18 protein-coding genes and 1 pseudogene are annotated in these 21,764 nt (G+C 44.3%); 6 read left to right on the top strand and 13 right to left on the bottom strand.

Going from position 1 to position 21,764, the window contains the following annotated elements:
• The 10 genes and pseudogenes from IQO02_RS09260 to IQO02_RS09215 all read right to left on the bottom strand — a co-directional run bounded on the left by IQO02_RS09260 (position 1) and on the right by IQO02_RS09215 (position 11,192).
• Positions 1-498 (bottom strand): gluconokinase, encoded by a 498-nt coding sequence (locus IQO02_RS09260; RefSeq protein WP_010428789.1) that lies wholly within the window; start codon positions 496-498, stop codon positions 1-3.
• 118 nt (positions 499-616) lie between these two features.
• Complete coding sequence (locus IQO02_RS09255; protein ID WP_010428786.1) at positions 617-1,939, bottom strand: TRAP transporter large permease; 1,323 nt, start codon at positions 1,937-1,939, stop codon at positions 617-619.
• A complete protein-coding gene (locus tag IQO02_RS09250; RefSeq protein WP_016792333.1) occupies positions 1,932-2,489 on the bottom strand; it encodes a TRAP transporter small permease subunit in 558 nt (185 codons plus the stop codon). Before IQO02_RS09250 ends, IQO02_RS09255 begins: the two co-directional genes overlap by 8 nt.
• A 65-nt stretch (positions 2,490-2,554) precedes the next feature.
• Positions 2,555-3,571 (bottom strand): TRAP transporter substrate-binding protein, encoded by a 1,017-nt coding sequence (locus IQO02_RS09245; RefSeq protein WP_016792332.1) that lies wholly within the window; start codon positions 3,569-3,571, stop codon positions 2,555-2,557.
• Positions 3,572-3,771: 200 nt separating this feature from the next.
• Positions 3,772-4,674 (bottom strand): multidrug transporter, encoded by a 903-nt coding sequence (locus IQO02_RS09240; RefSeq protein ID WP_010428773.1) that lies wholly within the window; start codon positions 4,672-4,674, stop codon positions 3,772-3,774.
• 138 nt (positions 4,675-4,812) lie between these two features.
• Positions 4,813-5,517 carry a phosphonate utilization transcriptional regulator PhnR gene (phnR, locus tag IQO02_RS09235; protein ID WP_010428770.1) on the bottom strand — a complete coding sequence of 235 codons (705 nt, stop codon included), beginning with the start codon at positions 5,515-5,517 and terminating at the stop codon, positions 4,813-4,815.
• Positions 5,518-5,585: 68 nt separating this feature from the next.
• Complete coding sequence (locus IQO02_RS09230) at positions 5,586-7,295, bottom strand: putative 2-aminoethylphosphonate ABC transporter permease subunit (RefSeq protein WP_016792331.1); 1,710 nt, start codon at positions 7,293-7,295, stop codon at positions 5,586-5,588.
• 20 nt (positions 7,296-7,315) lie between these two features.
• Positions 7,316-8,425, bottom strand: a complete 1,110-nt coding sequence (locus tag IQO02_RS09225; RefSeq protein WP_016792330.1) for a putative 2-aminoethylphosphonate ABC transporter ATP-binding protein — start codon at positions 8,423-8,425, stop codon at positions 7,316-7,318.
• 214 nt (positions 8,426-8,639) lie between these two features.
• Positions 8,640-10,061: pseudogene (locus IQO02_RS09220) on the bottom strand (FAD-dependent oxidoreductase).
• Between the two features lie 120 nt (positions 10,062-10,181).
• Positions 10,182-11,192, bottom strand: coding sequence for a putative 2-aminoethylphosphonate ABC transporter substrate-binding protein (locus tag IQO02_RS09215; protein WP_032545450.1), 1,011 nt, complete (start codon positions 11,190-11,192; stop codon positions 10,182-10,184).
• A 323-nt stretch (positions 11,193-11,515) separates the two neighbouring features.
• Between IQO02_RS09215 and phnW the strand changes: the two genes are divergently transcribed.
• The 4 genes from phnW to IQO02_RS09195 all read left to right on the top strand — a co-directional run bounded on the left by phnW (position 11,516) and on the right by IQO02_RS09195 (position 16,380).
• On the top strand, positions 11,516-12,619 hold the full coding sequence (gene phnW, locus IQO02_RS09210) for a 2-aminoethylphosphonate--pyruvate transaminase (RefSeq protein ID WP_016796948.1): 1,104 nt from the start codon (positions 11,516-11,518) through the stop codon (positions 12,617-12,619).
• Entirely contained in the window at positions 12,619-14,040 is a 1,422-nt protein-coding gene (locus tag IQO02_RS09205; RefSeq protein ID WP_016788897.1) for an aspartate aminotransferase family protein, read from the top strand. The genes phnW and IQO02_RS09205 overlap by 1 nt, the downstream gene beginning before the upstream one ends.
• A 127-nt stretch (positions 14,041-14,167) precedes the next feature.
• Positions 14,168-14,986, top strand: a complete 819-nt coding sequence (gene phnX, locus IQO02_RS09200; RefSeq protein WP_016769144.1) for a phosphonoacetaldehyde hydrolase — start codon at positions 14,168-14,170, stop codon at positions 14,984-14,986.
• A 329-nt stretch (positions 14,987-15,315) separates the two neighbouring features.
• Positions 15,316-16,380, top strand: coding sequence for an OmpA family protein (locus IQO02_RS09195; RefSeq protein WP_016788896.1), 1,065 nt, complete (start codon positions 15,316-15,318; stop codon positions 16,378-16,380).
• Between the two features lie 139 nt (positions 16,381-16,519).
• Here the strand turns inward: IQO02_RS09195 and IQO02_RS09190 are convergent, their stop codons facing one another.
• Positions 16,520-16,918 (bottom strand): OsmC family protein, encoded by a 399-nt coding sequence (locus tag IQO02_RS09190; RefSeq protein WP_010428733.1) that lies wholly within the window; start codon positions 16,916-16,918, stop codon positions 16,520-16,522.
• Positions 16,919-17,114: 196 nt separating this feature from the next.
• On the opposite strand from IQO02_RS09190, the gene msrB reads away from it, so the two are divergent.
• Positions 17,115-18,257 carry a peptide-methionine (R)-S-oxide reductase MsrB gene (msrB, locus tag IQO02_RS09185; RefSeq protein WP_022570982.1) on the top strand — a complete coding sequence of 381 codons (1,143 nt, stop codon included), beginning with the start codon at positions 17,115-17,117 and terminating at the stop codon, positions 18,255-18,257.
• Between the two features lie 82 nt (positions 18,258-18,339).
• On the opposite strand, the gene IQO02_RS09180 is transcribed toward msrB, so the two are convergent.
• A complete protein-coding gene (locus IQO02_RS09180; protein ID WP_010428729.1) occupies positions 18,340-19,707 on the bottom strand; it encodes a TrkH family potassium uptake protein in 1,368 nt (455 codons plus the stop codon).
• Positions 19,708-19,716: 9 nt separating this feature from the next.
• Entirely contained in the window at positions 19,717-20,376 is a 660-nt protein-coding gene (locus IQO02_RS09175) for a potassium channel family protein (RefSeq protein WP_010428726.1), read from the bottom strand.
• Between the two features lie 184 nt (positions 20,377-20,560).
• Between IQO02_RS09175 and IQO02_RS09170 the strand changes: the two genes are divergently transcribed.
• Entirely contained in the window at positions 20,561-21,673 is a 1,113-nt protein-coding gene (locus IQO02_RS09170) for a mechanosensitive ion channel family protein (RefSeq protein WP_016796950.1), read from the top strand.
• The last annotated feature ends 91 nt before the right edge of the window (positions 21,674-21,764 follow it).

The following is a 21,764-nucleotide window of genomic DNA, read 5'->3' as shown; positions in this document are numbered from 1 at the left end:
TTAGCCTATCTGCTTAATTTGTTTGAGTGCACTTTCTACGACTTGCTCAACATCTTGCGATATATCGACAAATAACGCTTCATCTAGTTCAGGTTCAACCAAGGTTGCGAATTGGCTTTTCAACATTTCTTGACCATTAAAGTAATGGTTTTCACGAGCTTTATGGCGATTCCAAATCGTATCGAAACTGCCTTGAAGATACACAATCACTAAATCTTCATTGTTCTCTCGCAGAATTTCGCGGTATTGAGGTTTCAGTGCAGAGCATGCAATCACAGCACTCGGTTGTTCGATATATTGCTTATTCAGTGTTTCTAGCCATCCTTGACGATCTTCGTCTGTCAGTGGAATACCTTGACGCATCTTTTCTACATTGCTTTGGGGATGGAAGTCATCCCCATCAAAAAACTGAAGCGTTAATGCTTCTGCGATACGGCTACCAATCAGGCTCTTTCCGCATCCAGATACGCCCATCACGAGTATTTTTTTGCTTTTCATAAGGCAAGCCTTCCCTAGGCCCCAACCAAAACAGGGGCTGACAATCGAATCTAATAGTTAAACTTGTGTTGCCGTTGATAGGTTCCTGAACATTAAACTCGCTCAGGAACCTTCGCTGTTATTGCCACCAAAGCGCGAGCTGAGGGAAGATAATAACCAGTGCCAGAACCAATACTTGAAGTGCAATGAACGGCAGTAGTGAAGAGAAAATCTCACCTAAGCTGATGTCTTTTGGTGCTACTGATTTCAAGTAGAATGCCGCAGGACCAAACGGCGGTGACAAGAACGACACCTGCATGTTTAGACAGAACACAACGCCGAACCATACTGGGTCAAAACCAAGGCCAGTGATTATTGGAACGAAGATTGGCATAGTCAGTAGTGCCACACCTACCCAGTCAAGGAACATACCTAGTACCAGCAAGATAGCCATCATGATTAGCAATGTTACTGTCGCGTTGCCGCCACTGAGTGCAAGGATGGTTTCTTCAACAAAATCAATACCACCCATCAGGTTGTAGATACCAACCAATGCACTTGCACCGATACCAATCCACATAATCATGCCGCAGGTACGCATAGTTGCGATGGCACTCTCTTTCAACATACTGAAGTTCAGTTCACCACGGATCAGCGCACTGATCATGATGCCGACTACACCCAATGCAGACGCTTCTGTTACTGAAGCGATGCCTGTGTAGATACTGCCCAAAACCGTTGCGACAGAAAGCAGTGGGAAGAACAGAGCTTTGAAGTAGCTTGGCTGATTGGCGATGTCTTCTTCTGTCTCATCATCGCTTGGAATTGGCGCAAGAGAAGGATTCAGCTTACAGCGAATCAATACATAACCGATGTAACAGCCCGCAAGGATAAACGCTGGTAAGAAAGACGCTTTAAACAGGTCGCCAATCGATACGCTGGCTGTCATACCGTAGATGATCAATACGATACTTGGCGGAAGCATAGTTCCAAGTGCGCCACCCGCACAGGTTGTACCGATAGCAAGCTTACGGTCGTAACCTAAACGAAGCATTTGTGGCAGTGCGAGAATACCCAGTAGTACCGTTTCACCACCTATAACGCCCGACATCGAAGCCAATAGAACCGCGACTAATAAGGTTTGTACTGCCACACCACCACGAACTTTACGACCGACAGATTTCATTGCATCAAACAGATCTCGTGCGATGCCCGAGCGGTCTAACAAAGCGGCCATCAATACGAACATTGGAACCGCGAGGAAAACATAACCAGAAGCAAAGCTGTAGGTACGGCTCGCAATCAAAGGTAAAGCATCAGGACCGAACCAACATAGAGTGAAGAAAATCGCGACAAAGCCTGTTACGAAGGCCAGCTGCATACCAGTCAGTAGCAAGCCAATCATCATAACCAACATGAGCAAACTGCCCCATGCGATACCAATAGAAGATAAATCAAACATCGTCATTCTTCCTTAGACCCATCAACTCTTGGATTAGGTGCAATACAAACTGGACAACAAGAACACACAAAACGACAAAGATCAGGCCTTTCAACAATGCAGGATAAGGCGCGTTTAACACTGAACCAGATGTCTCAAGACGGAATTCACCCCAAGGTGCAAACCACGCTTCTTCCGCAGTGAAGTAAGCGGCGTAAGCGAGCATGCCTGCAAAGGCCAAACCAACAATGTGGTGAACAAGATTAAGATATTTACGTGCTTGGTTAGACACTGAATCGTAGATAAGAACCACACGCACGTGTTTATTCGCAGCAAACGCGTAGATACCACCAATAATGAATAAAGAACCACCGATGAAAGAAGCTGTTTCATGTACCCATGTGGTCGGGGCATCGAATGCGTAACGCATCACAACTTCATAAAATGAAATCAATACAGTAAAGATAAAAAACCAGCTCACGAGATTACTGAACTTTATAACAAAACGATCGAGCGCATTTCTTGGTTGCTCGTCGTTTTCAGCTGGGGAATGGGGAGTTTTGTCTGTCATGGGGCAAATTTCCTGGGAAATAACGGGAGAGCAACGCCCTCCCCCTTCAATAAGCTAAGTTTAAATTACAGCAAGCCGTTTTCTTCTAGGAACGTAGTTACTGAAGTGTAAACTTTTTGTGCGTTGTCAGAACGCTCTGCAAATACTTTCCATTGGCCTTTTGCGATTTCACGGAACTTTTTACGCTCTTCTTGAGACCAGTCGTGGATAGTGATTTCTGGGTTCGCTTGAGCTTCTTTCAGCGCAGCTTGGTCAGCCATTTTCAGCTGAGTTGTCATGTCGTAAGAGAAGTCACGAACGGATGTTTGCAGAATCGTTTGTAGGTCAGCAGGCATCTTGTCCCATTTCTTCTGAGAAACAGAGATATCGATAAGCGGCAGTGAGTGAAAGCCCGGTTGAACTGGGTGTGTTGCAATGTCGTTCATACCCGCTTTTTGGTTGGTAGAGAATACCGTGTAGTCCGCGGCATCAATTACTCCTTTGCTCAGGCCAGTAAATACTTCAGAACCCGGCAGGTTTACTGGAGTCGCACCCGCGGCTGCAAACACTTGTTGTACTAGGCCTTCAGGTGCACGTAATTTAAGACCTTTAAGATCCGCGACACCATCAATTGGTTTTTTGGAGATGAAAGACTCAACACCCGTTGTAGATGCTCCGACGAACTGAACCCCGTAAGGCTTGTACAGTTCAGTCATTAGCTCGTTACCGCCGCCGTAGTTCATGTACTGAAGCAGTTGCGTTGTGTCCGACCATGCACCAACCATGTTACCAATTAGGCCGAATGCTGGATCTTTACCAGAGAAGTAACCTGTTGCTGTGATGTGACCATCTAGGATGCCCATTTTGATCGCGCCTAGCGTTTCTGTGTGCTTAACCACAGCGCCTACAGGCAGAAGATCGATATCAATACGTCCGTTAGACATCGTCTCTACGCGCTCAGCCCACTTCTGCTGAACTTTGAAGTTCAAGTCACCAGAAGGATCTGAAGATTGAATTTTAAGTTTAAAGTCTGCAGCCATTGCTGAAGTAGCAAATAGACCAGTGAGGGAGGCAGCAATCAGCGTTTTAGTCAGAGCTTTCATTTGGGTATCCTTATGAGTTTCACAGAGTCCGGTTTGTAATTATATGTTACCGGTAACGTTGAGGTGGATGTTACCGGTAACTTTACAGCCTTGTCTATGAGAAGGATCACATCTTTAACATTAGTAAAACGTTTGCTATCAATAAGAAAAATGCGACTGAAAAGTCACATTATAGGTTGGAGGTAGGATTTAATTTCTTTTTAAGTCAGTGAGATAACTAAACCTGCAATGATAAAAACGACGCCTACACCGCGTGTAACGTGCCACTTTTCCTTTAAAAAGTAGATCCCCATCACTACGCCGAAGATGATGCTTACTTGCCTAAGTGCCACAACCAAGCTGACGTTCTCAGTCATGGTCATCGCAAACAACACCAAACCATAAGTCGAAGCCATCATGATGCCGGCCACTGTGGCTTTCTTTCGCAGTATCCAAGCATTAGTAAACTCGATTCTTTGGTTGGTTACGAATAACCAAACACTCAGCGGAATCACAATCGCCCAAAACTGAATGCCTAGGTAGAAAATCGCAGTGTGTTTGTTAGTAACGGTGGGTGTGCTTAGAGGCTCTAATAATAGAAGCGCCTCTTTATCAATGATGGAATAGCCCGTGGTACCAATAGCGGCAATTAACGCCCACAACACGCCGAGGTTGAGATACGCTTTTAACCTAAGATCTGAAAACTGCTTAAGTGGTACAAACAAGCAGCCTAAGGTTATTAAAGTGAACCCAATCCATTGATTCGCCGACAATTCATAGCCGATCAACACCGTGCCTAAACCTACCATCAACACAGGCAGTGCTCGTGCCATTGGGTAAATCACACCGATATCAGCCTGTTTATAGGCCGCGCCTAACCCAATCAAATAGATGATTTGACAGATCCCACTCAAGAAAACCAGTTGCCAGAATGGAAGTGAGATATTTGATAGCCCTACACTGTGAACATACCAAATCAAATATGGCGTCAATATCGCTGCGGCGGCAAAGCCAGAGGCTAAGAAGAATGACGAACCCGATCCTTGATTAGATTTACCTAGAACGTTCCAACCCGCATGAAGCAAAGCCGAAATGATCACGATGACAATGGCAGAGAATTCCATTTCATTCCTAAATTATTGATGAATAAGCGCAACGGCTGACAACGGATGATAAAAAAGGCCTCCGAGTAAGAGACCTTTGATCGTTTCAATTAGGCGATCGTGCATAATTGCAGATATGCCAGCATTCTAACGTATAAACTAGCGCTCTAGCTGTGCTATCGACTCAATGCTGATCGCGTCATGACGCCAATATTCAATATCGCAGTCAATCAAATCACCGTCTTGGTTGTAGTTAACACGCTCAACCACCATCGCTGGAGACCCAGAAGTCGCACGCAGAGCTTGCGCGGTTTCGCCAAGCAAAGACGTTGTGCTCACTCGGTAACGGATCTTCTGATATACCACACCAAAGTGCTCACGGTAGATGTCAGTCAACGATTTAGACAAGTCATAATCCAGCAAGTTAGGGAACAACTCTGGTCGAATGTAGTTGGTCACATACACAACGGGCCTGTCTTCAAGATAACGAACTCTGTCTACTCGATAAACATCCGAAAAAGGTTGCAGCTCAAGAAGCCTAGTTGCTTCCTTGGTTGCTAACATGCCTTTCGCTGCCACTAATTCTGTTTTCGGCTTACGATTCTGCGACAAAGCCATATTAGTGAAGTTCAGTGTTTGTGTTGGGTCGTAACGCAGTGGAGCTGGCGATATAAACCAACCACGGCGGTCTTCTCGATAAATACGCCCCTCAGCTTCAAGTGAAGACAGCGCTTCACGTAACGTAACACGTGTGGTATCGAACGATTCAGCCAGTTTACGCTCAGCAGGCAGTTTCTGTCGCGGCGTTAACATCCCCGACTCTATCTGCTCTACGATGACATCTTTGATTTTTACGTACTGCACTTCATTTCCTTTTATTCTTGTTCTTGTCGTCAGCCACTCCTTGGCCAACTGCAATATAAAATGGTTTGCTAGCGTTTACGCCAAGCTTGGGTGCGCTTCTCGAATAACTTGTTGATTAGCATATGAATCAACTTCGCACTCGCTGCCGATATCATGATCATGACTGCCATAGCCGCTGCTGCACCGGTTTGTCCCGCATCGTCCATATTCAGAACTGAAACTGACGCAGGTATCGTATCGGTAGAATACAAGAATACTACCGCAGATGTTGTGGTAAGTGCATTAATAAACAGGTATGTCGCAATATCTAAAATCGCAGGCAGACAAACAGGCACCGTCACCTTAAAGAACAACTTGTATTGCGGTAGGTTAACTGAGGCCGCGGTTGCTTCAATCTCCTCAGGCAGCTGTTTTAATGCGGTTAATGCCGTCATGTGCCCCACCGTGTAATAGTGAACCACGGTGTTGATCACCAAGAACGCCATCGTGCCATACAAGAAGTTGAGTGGGTTGCTCAAATCATTGAAGTAGAAGATATAACCCAAACCCAGAACCATACCCGGAACGGCCATCGGCACCACACTGAGCATCTGCATTGCTTGACGAACAAGGCCGAATGCGCGGCCTTTCTCAATGCAGTATGCCCCTAGGAAAATCAGAACCGTACCGATAATAGCAGTCCAAGCGCCGAGGGTTAATGAATTGAAAAATGGCGTCCAACCATAAGTACTCATCTCTGCGAAGTTATAATTATTTAGCGTTAGCGTTTTATTCCAAGGCCAGAAGGTGACCATAGATCCGTATATCGCCATGCCCAACACGATAACCACGGCAGCAGAGATGATGGTGCAATAGAGGAAACATAAGCCATCACGTAGAGAGCTAGGTTCAGGTTGGTACGCAACAGAACGAGTATCAAACAAGCTCTTTTGTTTCTTTTGAACCCAGCGATCAACGGAAAACGCAAGCAACGCAGGCAATAGCAGCAAGATACTGGTTACCGCTCCCATAGAGAAGTTCTGTTGACCAACCACCTGCTTAAAGATGTCAGTCGATAGAACGTTATAACTGCCACCAATCACCTTTGGCACACCAAAGTCACAAACCACCAGCGTAAATACAACAATCAGAGTGCTGATCAAACCATACTTTGCCGCCGGTAGCGTCACCATGAAAAAGGTTTTTAATGATGAAGTATTGAGTGCTCGAGCCGCCTCATACAGACGAGCATCAGAGGTTCTCAATGAAGTAGTTAAAATCATTAGGGCGTGTGGAAACGTCCAGAATATTAAGCCCAGCGAGATACCAATCAAGCCGTACACCGAGTTCCCCCCTAAGACTTCTTTAGCGATACCTTGGTTGCCAAATAAGAAGATCAAACTGATCGCAGGAAGCAACGACGGAGCTAGAATCGGCGCTGATCCCAACACCTGAAAAAGCCCCTTAAAAGGCATACATGAACGAGTCAATGCATAGGCATAACCAAACGCTAATACACCCACAACAACCGTTACTAGCAGACCCAAAGTAAAAGTGTTCCCTACAGATTGCCAAAGGCTTTGAGAAGCAAAATACGTTGCGAAATTTTGTAATCCTACAAAATCACCGTCTGCGTTCTGAACACTCTTTTTCAACATTGCCCACAGTGGCATCAGAATAAATAGCGTCATGACCACAGACAAAAAAGCTAGAAGCCCGAATAGGATTACGTTGTCTTTACTTAACCGAGCAAGGAAAGGCGTTACTCGTCGTTGAATTAGCAGCTTAGATTGCATCATTTGAGTCGATTCCATGATAGTTACGCCGCCTCGTCTTTCATCACTTGCAGGCTTTCAGATGGGTAAGCTCTAAGGCCTTCTTCATCAAACGCTACGTAACGAATATCGCTGCGACGCAGTTTCAATCGATTAAACTCTTTAACTGATACATCAACGATGATCTCTTTCGCCGTTGAGTCATGTTGCAATTGACACTCAACACGATAAAACGCCCCTAAGAATTCGCTGGATACGATTCTCACGGGTAATGACTCACTAAAACGATCAACAAATTGGATTTGCTCTGGACGAACGGCAATATCAAAAACATCACCTAGATTTGGCGTGAGATTATCTAAGCGAGGTAATGGTAGCATTGACTCTGCAATGCGTATCTTGCCTTGAGCCGCAACAGAAGCTTGAATGAAGTTCATGCTGCCAACAAACTCAGCAACAAAACGACTGACAGGTTTTTGGTAGATCTCTTGTGGAGCACCGACCTGCTCGATAACGCCATGATTCATCACGACAATACGGTCGGCCATCGTTAGGGCTTCATCTTGGTCGTGCGTCACCATAATAGTGGTGATACCCAGCTTACGTTGCAGTCGGCAGATCTCATCACGCAGGTGTGTTCTTACCTTCGCATCCAACGCAGAAAGCGGCTCATCAAGTAATAACAAACCTGGAGACAACGCCAATGCGCGAGCCAGAGCAACACGCTGCTGTTGTCCACCAGACAGTTGATTCGGATATTTTTGGCCAGACGTCGGTAAACCAATCGTTTCTAACCAAGACTCTACTGTTTCCAGAGCTTCTTTGGTCGACATCCCTTGATTCTTCAGACCAATCGCAATGTTTTCTTCCACTGTGAGATTGGGAAACAAAGCATAAGATTGAAACACGATACCAAAGTCGCGCTTTTCTGGTGGCAAGAAGGTCGTATCATTACCGTTCTGCTCAATAGAACCAGAGGTCGGTAAATCTAGACCTGCAATCGCACGTAATAAGGTGGTTTTTCCACAGCCAGATGGGCCAAGGAAGCAGACGAACTCGCCTTTATCTATTGATAAGGAAATGTCTTTTAACGCTGTAAATTGGCCAAATTGCTTTACAACGTTTTCAATATTCAAATAAGTTTGGTTGCTCATACTACAGCACTCTCCATATGGTATATACCAAATTTAAACTGAGAATATTGCAGTTGAGTGACAAATTTATAGTAGCTAAATGACAGTTATATTGCAGATATAATAAGCATTAAAGGTTGCTATTTATTCAGAATTAACAGTTCGTTCAACGTTAAAAGCCCTCAGTGACTTGCCCATAAATCACTGAGAGCCTAAATGTAAACGCTAGATTAGTTTACGATTCAACCTTGTCGGCTTTACCTGCCGCACCCGCGAGCTTTGCCAATTGCTTATCTAGCCATAATGGCGTGTTACCAGAATCTTCCACGTTCTCTTTTCTTCGAACAGCATCTCTAACCATCATAGCCCCAACCCAACGAAATGGCTCTGGAGGGAAGTAGCCTCGTGGACCGCTAGTTAAACCACTACGTGTCCATTCGTTATCATCTCCTAACACCAATGAAGACAAAATTTTCCCTCCCATACGAGTTTGAGCAACACCATTACCTGAGTAACCGAGCCCATAATAAATGTTGTTTTGGCCTTTTAGGTTACCGAAAAATGGCAATCCGGTGACGGAACGATCTGAACCACCCGACCAGTTGTAATCGAATTCACTTTGCTCAAGTTTAGGGAACAATTTTTGGAAGGATTGATTGAGAATCGGCAGATAATTGGTGGTTTGGTTGAACATGCTTTCGACTTTATTCGCAAATGAGAATTTATTGCCGCCTTTACCCAACATGAGTCATCCATCTTGGGTGTCTCGGTAGTAATGAACAAAGATTCGAGAATCCACCACTGCAGCTCCTTTTTCGGGGCCAAACTGCTTGAGTTTTTCCGGGATTGGCTTGGTTACAACCATATCTGACGAGACAACCACAATACTGCGTTTGAACTCTTTGAAATGATCGAGCATCCACGCGTTGAGCGCCAAAATAACTTTATCGGCAAAGATAGATCCGCCCTTAGTTTGGATCCGAGCCAGAGAGCCATAATCGAGCGAAGTCATCTCTGTGTTTTCATGAATTTCGACACCTAGATCAATAGCCACTCGGCGTAAGCCTCGAGCCAATAAAGCGGGTTGCACACTGCCTGCAGCTTCTGAGTAATAACCCTCAATGTGGCGTTCAGATCCCGCTTTATCAGCCAAAGAATTATCGCACTTCTTCCAACTATTGATACCCTGCTTGATCAACTCATTAACGACAGGTTCCATTCCACCTTTTTGCGCATCATTGGTTGCCGTGTAGTAAGTTCCGCTGCGATATAGATGCGCGTCAATCTTGTGTTCGTTACAGAAGGCTTCGATCTCGTATATAACCTTTTCCGATTCCTTAACCAACCATTTCGCTTGTTCTTTTCCGTAGAGCTTTTTCAGCGTCGGATACTTAGTCGACCACGTCAACATGCAACCGCCGTTCGCTCCAGAAGCACCGCTACCACATAGGTCTTTTTCAATCACCACAACATGCTTTTCGGGTTGCTGTTGTTTGATTAAAATCGCCGTCCATAAACCCGTATAGCCACCGCCAACAATAGCGATATCACAGTTGACGTCTTTTTTCAGTGGCTTCGCGGATTCTAGCCCCGCGTTAATATTGCCAAACTCTTGTTCCAACGCTTGCTTGAACCAATATGAGTAGTGCTTTGTCATTTGTTGTACCTTACTTAAAATCTAAAGGCGTAAAACTAAAAAAGGAAGACCGAAGCCTTCCTTTACTGATTTCTAACTTCTAATGAACTCAATAGTTAATTAACTGAATAGGTCATCAGATTAAGATTTAGGCTCTGATTTAGCGTCAAACTTCTCAGACCATGTTTTCAATACGTCTGCACGCTCGCTGCCCATGCGTGCAAAGTCCATTTTTGCCATGTTCTTTTCTACGTTAGGGAAGTTTTCAATTGTTGCTGTCACATCTTGGTGACCAACAACTGGGTACATTTCGATGTAAAGTTCATTCGCTGCTTTAGAGATAGACCAATCAACAACGCGCTGCGCCGCATCAGAAGCCTTAACAAGACCTACCGCTTCAGATTCCCAGCCGATACCTTCAGGCGTAATCACAGAAAGTGGCGCACCTTGAGTTTTCAGCTTAGCGCCACGGCTCGCCATAGAAATACCGATAGCCACTTCACCCATGCCCGCTTGAACACATGGCTTCGAACCTGAGTGCGTGTAGTGAGCAATATTTTGATCTAGCTTCTGCATGTAGTTCCAACCTTGGTCTTCACCCATGTTTTGTAGCCAAGCCGAAACCTGCATGTAACCCGTACCAGAAGAGGCTGGATTTGGCATAGCAATGTGGCCTTTGTAGATAGGTTTCGTTAGGTCATCCCAAGACTTAGGTGCCGGTAGGTTCAATTGCTTAGCAACTATTTCGTTAAAGCAAACTGCATTGAAGAATGCATCATTACCATACCAAGCTTGAGTCGATTGTGGGTCGTTAAGGTTTGCACGCAACGCTTCTACACCTTGAGGTGTGTAAGGCTTGAGAATGCCCTCTTCTTTAAGCAAAGCCATAGAAGAACCCGCAAGACCCCATACTACTTCTGCACGAGGGTTGTTTTTCTCAGCCAATAATTTCGCCGTCATGATCCCGGTAGAATCACGCACCCATTTGATGTTGATGTCTGGGTTTTCACTTTCAAATGCGTTTTTGTACTTCGCTAAAATGTCAGTTTCAAAAGCGGTGTAAACCGTCACTTCCTGTGCTGCATAAGCATTACCAGCTAATAGAGTAACTAATGCTGCAAGTGATCCTTTCATAAAACGGTTTTTCATCATTTTCTCCAGTCAGGCCCAATGCCAAGGTTAGAAGTTAGAGGCCTTAAAAAAGGCACCTATATCCATAAATTCATTTAGGTTGTTAGCACATACTTAACTTGGTATGTACCAGATAACGAGTATTAACCTAATCGACTTTTGTGACGGTTAAATGAACAAGAAATGGCAGTTTCAAGATCGAAAAATTTCTTAAGGCAAGTGACACATTTGAATATGAAGCTTTTATGAAAATGATGTTTTGTCTATTTACGACCGTTTAAATTGGTTGTTAAAGTAGCTTTAAATATTGGTATAGTCCAAAATAAAAATCACGAGAATTGAACATGAGAAACGAATACTTACTACTGACACCGGGCCCTCTATCTACTTCTGAAACCGTTCGCCAAGCGATGCTAAAAGATTGGTGTACTTGGGATGATGAATACAACAAAGACGTTGTTGAAGTGATTCGTAGCAAGCTAGTGACTTTAGCCACCAAGCAACCGGGCTACACAAGCGTATTAATGCAAGGTAGCGGCACGGCTTCAGTTGAAGCAACGATTGGTAGTGTTATCTCTAACAGCGGTAAACTTCTAGTTGTTGATAACGGTGCGTATGGTGCTCGTATTGCTCAAATCGCAGAATATTTAAACATTCCATGCCATGTCGTTTCCCCAGGTGAAACATCACAGCCTGACTTGAACAAAATGGAAACGGTATTGGCCATGGATTCAGACATTACTCACGTGGCGATTGTGCACTGTGAGACCACCACAGGCATGCTGAATCCAATTGAAGAGATTGCCAAATTGGCAAAACAACACAACAAAACCGTCATTCTTGACGCGATGTCGAGCTTTGGCGGTATTCCTATGGATATTGCTGACTTGGGTATCGATTACATGATCAGCTCAGCAAACAAGTGTATTCAAGGTGTACCTGGATTCGGCTTTGTTATTGCCAAGCAGTCAGAACTGGAGAAGTGTAAAGGCCAAGCTCGCTCATTAAGCCTTGATTTGTTTGACCAATGGCACTGCATGGAAAGCAACCATGGTAAATGGCGCTTCACCTCTCCGACTCACACGGTACGTGCTTTCTACCAAGCCCTGCTTGAACTAGAACAGGAAGGCGGTATCGAAGCTCGTCACAATCGCTACCAAACCAACCAAACCACATTGGTTGCTGGCATGCGTTCTCTTGGCTTTGAACCTTTGCTAAATGATGACCTTCATTCGCCAATCATCACCTCTTTCTACTCTCCAGCTCATAGCGATTACCAATTCAAGGAATTCTATGACCGTTTGAAAGAACAAGGTTTTGTGATTTATCCGGGCAAGGTTTCAAACGCAGACTGCTTCCGCATCGGTAACATCGGTGAAGTTTACCCGTCAGACATTGAAGCCCTCATTGGCGCAGTGAAAAACGCTATTTACTGGGACATCAAATAATGACGACGACCAATCAAGAGCCTGTTCTGAAGGCAACACACTTTCGAAGTGAAGGCGATGTGAACACCACGCCAGCGCGTGAAAAGTGGAATGAGTCGCTAAACGATGATGCGACTCAAGCGATGTTAAAGCGCGATTCTGACGTGTTTCTTCATCAAGCGATGTCAACGCCTTGCCTAGACACACTTGAAGCTGCAGAAGGCATCTACATACAAGATGCAACTGGCAAGAAGTACATGGACTTTCACGGTAACAATGTTCATCAATTGGGCTACGGCCACCCACACATCATTAATAAAGTGACTCAACAAATGGCGTCATTACCGTTTTCACCGCGTCGCTTCACCAATGAAACAGCCGTTCAGTGCGCTGAAAAACTCACGCAGATCTGTGGTGGTGAATTGAACCGTGTGTTGTTTGCTCCAGGTGGTACTTCAGTTATTGGTATGGCACTCAAACTGGCTCGACATGTCACCAACAACTTCAAAGTCGTTTCATTGTGGGACTCGTTCCATGGTGCGTCACTGGATGCAATTTCAGTGGGTGGTGAAGCCTGTTTTCGTGAAGGTATGGGCCCGTTAATGGCTGGCGTAGAACGTATCCCACCAGCGGTCTCTTATCGTGGTGCTTTTTCGCTTCGCGGGCAAAACCCAGGCGATGCGAACGAGACCGCATGTGATGTGCACTACGCCGATTTCCTTGAGTATGTGATTGAAAAAGAAGGTGGCATTGGTGCCTTCATTGCCGAAGCAGTGCGTAACACCGATGTTCAAGTACCAAGCAAAGCTTACTGGAAGCGCATCCGTGAGATCTGCGATAAGCATAACGTCATGTTGATCATCGACGACATTCCAAACGGCATGGGTCGCAGTGGCGAATGGTTTACACACCAAGCTTTTGATATCGAACCTGACATTCTTTGTATCGGTAAAGGTTTTGGCGGCGGCTTGGTTCCAATTGCAGCCATGGTCACCAAAGATAAATACAACACGGCAGCGCAAGTCTCACTGGGTCATTACACCCATGAGAAAAGCCCTATTGGCTGCGCGGCAGCACTCGCAACCATGGAAGTAATTGAACAAGAAAACCTACTTGAAAAAGTACAAGCGGACAGCGAATTCGTACGTGAACAGCTGCTTCAAATGAAAGAGAAGTACCCAGTCATTGGTGACGTTCGCGGCATCGGCCTGCTCTGGGGGGTGGAATTGGTCACAGATCATATCACCAAAACCCGAGCGTTCGATGAAGCGGAAGCAGTACTTTACCAATGTCTAAACGATGGTCTGAGCTTCAAGGTGTCACAAGGTAACGTGATTCAATTGAGCCCACCATTGATCATCAGCCGCAGCGAACTAGAAGTCGCGATGTCTGTATTCGAAAAAGCGATAGCAAAAGTCTGCAAAGACTTTGAATACCTTTGAATCACCTTTTAAAGCACGTCTTGAAGCAATAATTTCAAGCAACCAATAACCTAAAGCAACCCGTAACCTCCCGACTGAACCTTTGAATTTTAAACAGGCGGGAAGTGACACACAATAGGACATTATTATGAACACTACATCACCTATCCAAGCGGTTATCTTTGACTGGGCTGGCACTATCGTTGATTTTGGATCGTTTGCTCCAACAAGCATCTTCGTTGAAGCATTCAGACAAGGTTTTGACTTTGATATAGACCTAGCAGAAGCGCGTGAACCTATGGGGATCGGCAAATGGGATCATATCCAAGCGGTCGGTCGAATTCCAGCTGTTGACGCTCGTTGGAATGCTCAGTTCGGACGCTCGATGACCAGTGAAGACGTTGATGCGATCTACGCGGCATTCATGCCTCTTCAGAAAGCAAAAGTAGCCGACCATGCCGAACCAATCTTGAATGCAATAGAGGTTGTGAATAACCTAAAGGAGAAGAACGTAAAAATCGGTTCTTGCTCAGGTTATCCGCGCGAAGTGATGGATGTTTTAATTCCTGCTGCTGCAGATTACGGTTACCAACCAGACAATGTAGTAGCAACGGATGACTTACCGCAAGGTGGCCGTCCGGCTCCATTCATGGCGCTTAAAAACGTCATTGATCTAGGTGTAACTAGCGTTGCTGCATGTGTGAAAGTAGACGACGCTGCACCGGGGATCGATGAAGGTCACAATGCAGGTATGTGGACAGTAGGCCTTGTACTATCAGGTAACGAGGCTGGATTGACGTACCAAGAATACTTAGACGCAGACGAAGCAACACTTGCATTGGCACGTGAAAAAGCGAGCGTGAAGCTAAACAAATCAAACCCTCACTACCTGATTGATACTATTACAGACTTACCTGGTGCAATTGCCGATATAGAGAAGCGTTTACTCGCCGGCGAACGCCCATAAAATTTATAAAACACGAGCAGTAAATACACACAAAAAGTAAAAATTAAACCTCGAGAACCGAACAATGGCACGAGGTTTCTTCATTTCCAACATTTGAGACAACATACTATTGACAAATAAAACAGTAAATAGCACTTTAAATATATAATTTTTAACAATTTCATTGACTACGATACGCAATCAGATTAACAATATAAGTACTAAGTAAAAAATAGATCCAGCTGGACCAACGCCTTGATTTACTTATTATAAGCAGTGTCATCAACTAATAAGTGATCGTTTTACTGGCAAGTTCAGATAACAATAATAGTTAATCCAAGGATAAGATTATGAAAAGACTGTCAAAAATCATGTGTGCTGTTGTTGCCGCTTCAGGCTTAGCTGCTGCTCCTTCAATTGCTGCAACCACTTATGTTGGTGCAAAAGTCGGCCTAGGCTGGTTAGACAGCGCGTGTGTAAGCGGTACTAAATGTGATGATGATGCAATTGGTGCTGGTATCTACTCTGGTTATAATTTCACAGAAAGACTTGGCATTGAGTTGAGTTCTGATTTCTTAGGTGATTACAAAACTAGCTTTTCGAAGAATGGCACTACATCATCGTTTAGCGATCCTTTGATCGCAATTTCCTTAACTCCAATGTACCGCCTACCGGTACAGCAAGAGTTTGACGTATTCTTCAAAGCGGGTCCCGCTTACATTTCTCACGGTGGTGAAGATGATGTTGTTTTCGCTGCTGGTATCGGCCTAGAGAAGCAGCTGTCTTCTAATTGGGCGGTGCGTGCTGAATACCAATACTTCGATGATTTCGACGACAACTATGTTCAAGATCTGAACTCAAACCTACTGTCTGTTGGTGTTAGCTACAATTTCGGTACAGGCAACACAACGGCATCTGCAGCAGCAGCTTCTGCCGTTGCTGTAACACAAGCACCATCTGAGCCAATCACAGAGCCTGCAGTTGTTGTGGAAGAGAAAACAACGGTAGTTGTTACTAAAGCGCAAACTGAAAGCTTCTCTCAAGGTATGTTTGAAACAAACAGCACTGAACTGTCTACAGACGGAAAAATTGCTCTAATGCCAATCGTTGAAGTACTTAAAGCTCACCCACAATCATCAGTTGATGTTGTTGGTCACACCGATTCAACAGGTTCAGCAGAATACAACATGATGATCTCTAAGAAACGTGCTGCTGCTGTAGCTGCATACATCGAAGAGCAAGGCATTGAATCAGACCGCATTTCAGCGTCTGGCCAAGGTGAAGAGAATCCTATTGCATCAAACGATACTGCAGAAGGCCGCGCTCAAAACCGCCGTGTTGACGCAACTATCCCTGCTTTTGAATACCAGCAAGAAGTACAAGTAGAAGAAGTTATCGTAGAAGCTGCTGAGTAATAGCACTCTACCTTAATTGCAATAATAAGGGCAGAGTACTTGAAAGTGCTCTGCCCTTTTCTTTATCTACCTTTGCCCATTAACCGTAAGCTGTAAGCCGTAAAAATCAGCCTCACGCCAAAACGGTACAATCAGAAGACTAGACGATTTCCCAACTGTGGGTCATTTCTACGCCCTCACCCAGCATTAGGCACACTGAACAGTACTTTTCTAACGAATCTGCACATACCTTAGCAACAAGCTCAGGAGTAAGATTATCACCAGACACTTCAAAATGAATATTAATTACGGTAAAGATTTTTGGTGCGGTTTCACGACGTGTCGTTGTTAGTTTTGCGTTACAACCTGTGATGTTCTGACCTGCAGATTTCAAACCATCAACCACATCAACAGAGCTACAACCACCTGCGGCCATTAATACCATTTCCATAGGGCTTGGCGCCGTAGCACCGCCACTTCCATCCATCACCACAGAGTGCCCTGATTGAGACTTACCCAAGAATTTAAAGTCTTCGACCCATTTAACTTCTGCTTGCATGTTGTTCCTTAGATGTACAAACGTCATCATTATCTAGTGTTTTATATCAATGCCTACACCCTACTACTGGCGGCATTTAGGAGCAAGATTTTCTCTATGGCATATTTTTTTGTAAATGATGTAATTTTTTCCATCCAAAACCTGTCTCTATACGTACATTCAAAATCGAATGAAAGAACGTCAAGATGAGGTATTTATGAATAAATTATCTAAAATATTGGTATCACTCGTGGTTGCCCTGCCACTGATTTCGCTATTTGTGAGCCAAGCTGGCACTGCCAATACAATGGATAAAACGGCCAATTCGGGAAAAAATGAAATAGCAACACTGGCCGGAGGTTGTTTTTGGTGTACAGAATCTGATCTAGAAAAACTACCAGGCGTAACTGACGTTATCTCTGGATATTCTGGTGGCGAATTAGAGAATCCAACCTACAAGCAAGTCTCATCCGGTAAGTCAGGGCACATCGAAGTGATTAATGTGACTTATAATCCTGATGTCGTTAGCTACGAGCAGGTACTTGACCAATTCTTCAGACACATAGACCCAACTGATGACAAAGGATCATTTGTCGATAGAGGTCCACAATATCGACCTGCTATTTTCTATCGTAGCCAAGAGCAAAAAGACGTAGCTCAGAATTTCATGATGGAAATCGACAAAGCTCAGATCTTTGGAGAGCCATTGAAAACCGAACTGATTAAATTTGAAAAATTTTGGCCAGCAGAAGATTATCACCAAGATTATTACAAGAAGAGCAAAGTTCGTTACAACTACTACCGCTATGCATCGGGTCGTGATCAGTATCTAGATAAGATCTTCGGTGAAGATAGAAAAGAAAACCCGAAAACTATCCGTCAGCTCATAGACAGCAAAAATACGACAACCAATACTAAGACCTACGTTAAGCCGTCTGATGCAGAGATTAAAGCAACGCTAACCTCACTGCAGTACGATGTGACACAGGATGATGCAACAGAGCGTCCGTTTGATAACAAATACTGGGATAACAAGCAGGAAGGTATTTATGTCGATATTGTAACGGGTGAGCCGCTATTCTCTTCAAAAGACAAATACAAGTCTGGTACAGGTTGGCCGAGCTTTACTCAACCAATCAGTGAAGCATATGTCGTAACCACCACTGACTACAAACTGCTTTACCCAAGAACAGAGGTTCGCAGTAAGTTTGGTGATTCTCACCTAGGACATGTATTTAAAGATGGTCCAAAGCCAACGGGTCTACGATACTGTATGAACTCAGCCGCCATGCGCTTTATCCCAGCGGACAAACTGGCAGACGAAGGCTACGAAGAATATGTAGAACTATTCGAGGGCTAATAGCTAATAAATAAAGCTAGATATTAAACATCAAAGCCAGCATATCGCTGGCTTTGTTTTAGTTACCGTAAAACCCACAAACTTAACCTGTTAACACCGTATCTTCTGGGTATTTCAACAAAGAAGGCTCTGGGCGAGCTAACATGTAGGCCAAAGTCAAAGGTCCAATCCGTCCAATCACCATCACTACAATCATAATGTATTTTCCCGGTTCAGAAAGATTAGCCGTTAACCCTGCCGTCAACCCAACCGTAGCAAAAGCAGAGATCACTTCGAACATCACTCGATCAAACGCCGCCTTTTCAGTCAGCATTAACAAAAACATCGCGGTCGTTAATAGCGCTCCGCTGACCACAATAATGGCCAAAGACTTTGTTACCACTTGCCAAGTTACCGTGCGTTTGAACATCACTACATGCTTTTTCTGACGCAGGAACGTCCACGTCGCGACAAATGCCACAGCAAAGGTCGAGACCTTAATCCCACCCCCTGTTGAAGTAGAGCCTGCACCTATCAACATCAGTACTATCATCACCAACAATGCGGGCTGAGTGTACTGAGACAAATCGACACTATTGAACCCAGCAGTACGTGCACTCGCAGACTGGAAAAACGCCGCTAACCACTGACCTTGGATAGACAAACCTTCCATCGTTGCAGGGTTACTTCTCTCCAGTAACCAAAACAACACAGTACCAACTAACAATAGGGTAGGAGTCGCCGTTAGCATTATCTTGGTATGCAAATGTAAATGCTTGAAACCCTTGCGCCAGTTACTAGATAAGTCACCAACGACCGTAAAACCTAAACCACCAAAAATAAATAGACCAGCCAGAGTGAAGATCACCAATGGATCGTCAACAAAGCTCATCATACTGTCTGAAAACAGAGCAAAACCAGCGTTATTGAATGCGGATATCGCATGGAAAAGTGCGTAAAAACTTCCCGTTGTCCAGCCCATTTCAGGAATCCAACGAAAACAGAGCAACACAAAACCAATAAACTCTGCAACCAATGCAAAAATGATGATCTTCTTCACCAATTTCCGAAGGTTTATCTTACGATCTTGCCCAAGCGCTTCTTTCGCTAACGCTTGTTGTTTCAAACTTAGCCGAACACCAAACATGTAGAGCAATACCGCAGACAGCGTCATCTGCCCCAACCCACCAACTTGCATCAAAAACATCAACAAGATCTTTCCAGATAGAGTGAAATGCTCACCAGTATCAACCACACCTAAACCTGTCACACTGATCGCTGACGTCGCTGTAAACAGTGCATCTGTAAAGCTGAGCCCTGTCACAGAGAAAACAGGTAACGTAAGTAGTATCGCCGAAGGAATAAGCACCGCGAGAAAGCTCGTCAGGATAACCTTAGGTTCAGAACCTTTCTTGCGCTTTTCATCTTGCTCTAAAGCGTAAAACAGCCCTCTTCGATTTAACGAATTCATAGACTCACCTTACGATAAGTTTTTGAGTTTATGAGCCAACAGCGTCTTAGGTCCCGCAATAATGACCACATCACCAATTTCCAAACTGATGTCTAACGATGGCGCTTTGGTTAAGTTCGGGCCACGCTTAAAGCCCAAGACTTGTACATCAGTTTCTTTACACAGACTTAAATCGCAAAGTCGTTTGCCTAAGAATTTATGACCGATTACGATTTCTGTCATCGCTAGTCCACTGCCCAGGTCGATAAACTCAAGCACGCGTTTGTCTAACATTTTTCGGGCAACACGTATTCCCATATCTCGCTCTGGCATAATGATATGATCGGCACCAATCTTAGAGAGAATCTTGCCGTGAAACTTATCATTGGCCTTAACCCAAACCGTTTTAGCCCCAGCTTCTTTGACGACAAGTGTCGCTAGAATACTAGAGTTAACATCCGCCCCGATAGAGACCATGACCATGTCATAGTCGTCCAATCTAAGCTCAACCACAGTCTCTTCATTGGCACAGTTAGCAACAATCCCCTGCGACACAAAAGCGGCCGCTTCTTTCACTTTCTCTTCATCAATATCAACAGCAAGAACTTGAGCTCCTGAATCTTGAAGCTCCTTACACACAGACAGACCAAAGCGCCCTAATCCAATAACTGCAAATTGTTTGTCACTCATTCACCGCTCCATTTAAAAAGCTACTTAACGTCGAAAACCGATGACTAAATTGTCTTCATACCGAAAAACGACTATATATGCATAGATAAATAAAAATGTCAGCTAATCGCTTGATTTATAAAGGTAGAGAACAAAAGTGATTTCTGCTAATTTCTAACCCATAATTTCTGCGGCAGTACACACAATGAATGAATTCGTAACCCAAGTTCAAACCTACATCAACCAGAGCCATAGTGATTGGGCAAATAGTGTTCTATTTATCACCATTGCGAGTTTTTTCGCTTGGGTAGCTTGGCGACTTATCCATAACCGTCTAGAACTACTGGTTCAGAAGACCCAATTTCATTGGGATGATCTATTACTTGAAGCACTAAAAGCACCTGTCAGCACGTTACTTTGGTGTTGGCCTGCAACTGTCTCTATCGGCTTAGTCCTTCAAGATCAATTTGGTAATGAGATCAACTGGTTAAAAACACTTAAGCATATATTGATTATATGTACATTTGTATGGTTTACATTACGGATGATCAGCAACTCTGAAGCGTATGTTTTAGAGCAAAAAAACAGAGATGAAACCACAGTTCAAGCTATCGCGAAGGTCGCTCGGCTGTTCTTCATGGTGATGGGTGGCCTAACTATCATGCAGGCGTTTGGGCTCAGCCTATCTGGTTTACTCACCTTTGGTGGTGTCGGTGGTTTAATTGTCGGCCTGGCTGCGAAAGATCTACTATCTAACTTCTTTGGCGGCATGATGATTTACTTCGACCGACCGTTTAAAGTCGGCGATTGGATACGCTCTCCCGACCGTCAAATTGAAGGAACCGTAGAACGCATTGGCTGGCGTATGACGATAATTCGCACTTTTGATAAGCGTCCTCTTTATGTTCCAAACTCAGTATTCAGCAGTATTGTAGTAGAGAACCCATCGAGAATGCTAAACCGCAGAATCAATGAGACCTTTGGACTTCGTTATCAAGATGCAGACAAACTCGCCCTCATTGTTGATGACGTAAAAACCATGCTTGAAAACCACAAAGATATCGATGCCAAGCAAACACTCATCGTCAACTTTGATAAGTTTGGGCCATCAACGCTAAACTTCTTTATTTACACTTTTACAAAAACCGTCAACTGGGTGAGGTACCACAAAGTTAAACAGGATGTGCTGTTACAGGTATTAGATATTATTCATAAGCACGATGCCGATATTGCATTCCCAACTCAGACACTTAAGATTGACTCTCAAGACATTGATCGCTGTCAAGACATTAGTCGCTCTCAAGATCTTAGTAATTAACACCCTGAGACTAATAGATAGCCAAGGTCGATAAAAAAGATGTGTAAGGCGTGATAACATGGTGGTAGTAGTCCTATATAACTCATTACCA

The organism is Vibrio sp. OPT24 (assembly GCF_015163545.1).
Classification (GTDB): domain Bacteria; phylum Pseudomonadota; class Gammaproteobacteria; order Enterobacterales; family Vibrionaceae; genus Vibrio; species Vibrio cyclitrophicus.
This window is presented reverse-complemented; position numbering and strand designations above follow the sequence as displayed.